Raw genomic sequence first — 4,178 nt, forward strand, 5'->3', positions numbered from 1 at the left:
ATGAGAGTCTCTTCCAGCGTCTTTTGTACTGAAAGAGGAAGCTCCAACCGAGGTGGCAGAAGAGAACTCAGATGGGGAAGGTCTATACTGCTCGAAATGTCACAGCAACGTGTCTCGGATTGGAGTTCCATGAGATAATCGCCTCACAAGATAGGTAAGATGCCGAAATTATGAATAATTACTATGCTTTGCATCTGCCGAAGGCTTCATATAACGCCGAATTAAGCGGCAGGGGCGTTTTGTTGACTGCAAGGACTTCACTCTTAAAGCCCTTTGTTAACGCTCTCAGCGTCAACCCGCCGTAAGCCCCTGTCCGCTTCAATGACGGGTTATATTTTTCTATTTACCATCCTTGCTATTCGAGCCTTTCGATAACTTCCCAATATCAAACAATCGAGCGATTGATGATAAAGAATCAAATATTCTTGATGTTAGCCTTATGGGGTCTGCAATTTTAGGCTCAGTTACTGTTACAATACTTTCATCAAGTAATGCCAATGCTTTGCTCACCTGTTCAATTTCAATATCTTTCAAATTTGTAGAAATTTTCTGTATTTTTTTGTTGTCAACCAATTTACCATTTATTGCTTCGACAAAAAATTGATGTGCTAACTCTCTTCGTTCATTTTCTCTTATAGCTTGCCTTACGTTTAAATAAGAATTAATCCAATACCTATATATTGCTGGCAAATCTCTTAGTAACCTTGTAGCAAAACTCGTTACGAATATTAGATATATTACATCTTTAAGAGCAGGTATCAGGTTTGTTAATTGTGTTACCAATTCTATTTCACCAGGAGAGGCAAAATGAATCTTTTTAACTTTCAGTTCTTCTTCAGGTGTCAAATAATAAAATAATTTTGCATGATCATAAACATCTTTTCTTGTTCTTGGCAGACCATTCTCAGTTTTTATGCGAAATATGGCTGAATCTCTGATAGAAAACAATTGAAATATTGTATTTACCGAAAACAGCAGGCTTCCCATCTCATGTGTTAGCCAGTTACCATCAACGGAAAGATTTAGTTTTGTATCATTTTCCACAGATATTGATTCTGTTGATTTCTCTGATATTTTAAGTTGATTTAGGAAATATGAATCAAATAAATCTGTACATGCTCTTAATCTTACCTCAATCTCTGGTGAAGTATCATGTTGATATGAATTTAAAAAATTCTCAATGTCTGAATATAATACATTTAGCTGGTCAATTGTTCTTCTCAATTTTGCTAATGAAATTTCTGCGTTAGATATTAACTGAGCGTCTTGTTTAAATTCAATCATTTTATCATTTTATTCAAGCAGCTAAAAATATAACAGTTAAATTAACACTACCTTTTGCCCTGATAACAGATAACAGCCAGACATAAAAACCAAATCATCAAGGCAAATATTTTATATTATTTCAAATATTTATTTTGTAATACCAAGCTGATTCCAAGAAAAATCACAAAATATTCAAGGCAAATTGACCGTTATAAAAAGTTATCAGGGCAAATTGCCTTGATAATATTAATATCAGGTCAACTTGTCATTGACAATTTTTCAAACAAATCGTAAAATACAATACAAAGAATCAACTAATGGCTTAAATTTAAAAATAAATATTATTGTTATTTTTTTTATGACAAATAACTAAAAAACTCCATATCAGATGAATCATACCATGTCAACAGAAAATAAACCCAAATTATTAGATGAAGTCAGAGCCATAATGAGGGTACGCCGATACTCCATTCATACAGAAAGAAGTTACTGCGACTGGATCAAACGTTATATTAATTTCCATAAAATGAGATCAAGGGATGACCTTGAAAATGGTGAAAAGAAAATTGAGCTATTTTTAACACATCTTGCCATTGATACCAACATTTCTGCATCAACCCAAAGACTTGCCCTTAATGCACTTATATTCCTCTATAAGCATGTCCTTGGAAAGCCCTTAAATGAAAAAATTGACGCTGTTCGTGCTCCTGAAAAAAAGAATATTCCTGTTGTAATGACCATCGATGAGGTTACAAAAATAATAAAGCTGATGGAAAGCACTCCAAAGCTTATTGTACAGCTACTATACGGAACAGGCTTACGCATAATAGAAGCTCTCAGGTTGAGAATTTTTGATATTAACTTTGAATATAAAAGTGTCACAGTTCATGCTGGAAAGGGAAATAAGGCAAGAGTTAGCACATTTGCAGAAAAACTTGTTGAGCCTTTGCAGACACACATCAAATATGTCAAACAGCTCCATGAAGAAGATCTTAGAAATGGTTATGGCCGTGTCTATCTTCCCGATGCACTATAAAGAAAATATCCCAATGCAGACAGGGAAACAGGCTGGCAATATCTGTTCCCTTCAAAAAACCTTTCAAAAGATCCACGATCAGGTATTATACGGCGTCACCATATAGATCCAAGTGTAATCAATAAAGCCATTAAATCGGCTGTCAGAAAAACAGATATAGTGAAAAGGATCACTGCCCATACATTCAGGCACAGCTTTGCGACCCATCTTCTTATGCGAGGAACTGATATCAGAACCATTCAATCACTTTTGGGGCACAAAAATGTTGAAACAACGATGATATATACCCACGTTTTGAATCAAGGTGGGCAGGGAGTCAGAAGCCCACTGGATGACCTTGACATTTAAAAGGAATTCAGGAAAGTCATGTCACACCTGTCGGCATGATCTTCACGCTGCCTCTTTTTCCACAACATCAAGATTGTAATTCCCTGCTTTAATCAATCGTTGAATCGCTATTTGAAAGATCCCTTGATCTCCGTCATTGAACGCTTCTTTGATGTATTCCACCAAAAACTCAGGGTCATCCCTAAGCATTTCGATTATGGTATCTTCATGATCAACAGTAGGCATGTACTCCCCCTATTTCTCTCTTATATGAAGCCCAGCAATATTGAGCAAGCTTGATATCTTCATCCTGGGTGCGCTTGGTTCCACCACAAAGCAGAAGGATGACCTTGACTCCATCATTGGCAAAGTATATTCGATATCCAGGCCCGTAGTCCACTTTCAACTCATGAACACCCTTATTGAGCGGCCTTGTCTTCCCAAGATTCCCAAGTGCCACCTTATCAAGCCTTGTGGTCACTATCGCCTTGGCTCTTCGATCTCTCAATGATTCGAGCCAATCCCTAAAAAAATTTTTCCCATCTTCGGTGATGTACTCAAATATCTTTTTCGGAGTCACTTCCATAACAGATTAACAAACCGATTCATTTTTGATATTGTCACAAAACATAAAAATTTCATATCAAAAGGATTTACCCATGTCAAACACAATAAACAAGCATAATTTCAAAGGGTGTTGCAACCACCATGATCTATACCCATGTGTTCCATCAGGGAGGGCATAGTGTCACAAGCCCACTGGATGACCTTGACATTTAAAAGGAATTCAGGCAAGCATCAGGGAAATCTTATCACGGAAAAAATTTGATAATATACAAAGGAGTCAAAAATGAGACCTCCACAATTTAAAAAAAGCATTTTGTTTCTGCTGATGCTTCTTCTATCGCTTTTGGCTGCTCAAACAAGTTCAGGCAAGAATAAAACCATCACCAATAAACTTGGCATGACGTTTGTGCTGATTCCAGCAGGGAAATTTGTAATGGGAAGCCCTGAAACAGAACCTGGGAGAGACTGGAACGAGATGCTTCATACGGTTACAATCTCAAAAAGTTTTTATATGCAGGAGACTGAGGTGACCCAGGGGCAATGGAATGCCCTTGTTGAGGAGAATCCTTCTGCATTCAAGGATTGTGGTGCTGCATGTCCAATGGATACTGTATCATGGAATCAATGCATGCAGTTTATATCATTCTTAAATCAATATGAAAAAACAACAAAATACCGGCTTCCCACCGAAGCTGAATGGGAATATGCATGCAGAGCCGGCACCACAACTACGTTTTATGGTGGCAATATGACGGAAGATGGATGCACACCAGTTGATCCTGTGCTTGATGCAATTGCCTGGTATTGCGGCAATTCCGGTTACAAGAATCCCCCTGATTTGCTCCGGCCCCACCCTGTAAAAACAAAAGAGCTGTTTGACAAATATGAGTGGCTGGCAGACACAGCTTCAAAACAGCATCACATCTATATCTCAACTTATGGATTATATTGATACTCTTCCATCACGCTTTAATGATGATCT

General features: G+C 37.4%; 4 protein-coding genes and 1 pseudogene. 2 read left to right on the forward strand and 3 right to left on the reverse strand.

The genetic code is table 11. The features are described from left to right. Positions 1 to 339: 339 nt before the first annotated feature. On the reverse strand, positions 340 to 1,284 hold the full coding sequence (locus MTBBW1_RS18770; RefSeq protein WP_080805927.1) for a hypothetical protein: 945 nt from the start codon (positions 1,282 to 1,284) through the stop codon (positions 340 to 342). A gap of 382 nt (positions 1,285 to 1,666) precedes the next feature. Here MTBBW1_RS18770 and MTBBW1_RS29685 point away from each other — a divergent pair. Beyond that, positions 1,667 to 2,650 (forward strand): annotated as a pseudogene (locus MTBBW1_RS29685) (integron integrase). A 42-nt stretch (positions 2,651 to 2,692) separates the two neighbouring features. Here MTBBW1_RS29685 and MTBBW1_RS18780 read toward each other — a convergent pair. Together MTBBW1_RS18780 and MTBBW1_RS18785 are read right to left on the reverse strand one after the other, a co-directional pair. After that, a complete protein-coding gene (locus MTBBW1_RS18780) occupies positions 2,693 to 2,875 on the reverse strand; it encodes a helix-turn-helix domain-containing transcriptional regulator (RefSeq protein WP_080805929.1) in 183 nt (60 codons plus the stop codon). Further along, positions 2,862 to 3,215: a type II toxin-antitoxin system RelE/ParE family toxin gene (locus MTBBW1_RS18785; RefSeq protein ID WP_080805931.1), complete on the reverse strand. Its 354-nt coding sequence runs from the start codon at positions 3,213 to 3,215 to the stop codon at positions 2,862 to 2,864. The genes MTBBW1_RS18780 and MTBBW1_RS18785 overlap by 14 nt, the downstream gene beginning before the upstream one ends. Before the next feature lie 264 nt (positions 3,216 to 3,479). Between MTBBW1_RS18785 and MTBBW1_RS18790 the strand changes: the two genes are divergently transcribed. Next, the gene (locus tag MTBBW1_RS18790; protein WP_087881801.1) at positions 3,480 to 4,148 is read left to right on the forward strand and encodes a formylglycine-generating enzyme family protein; all 669 of its coding nucleotides are present in this window, start codon (positions 3,480 to 3,482) and stop codon (positions 4,146 to 4,148) included. Positions 4,149 to 4,178 lie beyond the last annotated feature (30 nt).

The sequence above is a fragment of the Desulfamplus magnetovallimortis genome (assembly GCF_900170035.1).
Taxonomy (GTDB): domain Bacteria; phylum Desulfobacterota; class Desulfobacteria; order Desulfobacterales; family Desulfobacteraceae; genus Desulfamplus; species Desulfamplus magnetovallimortis.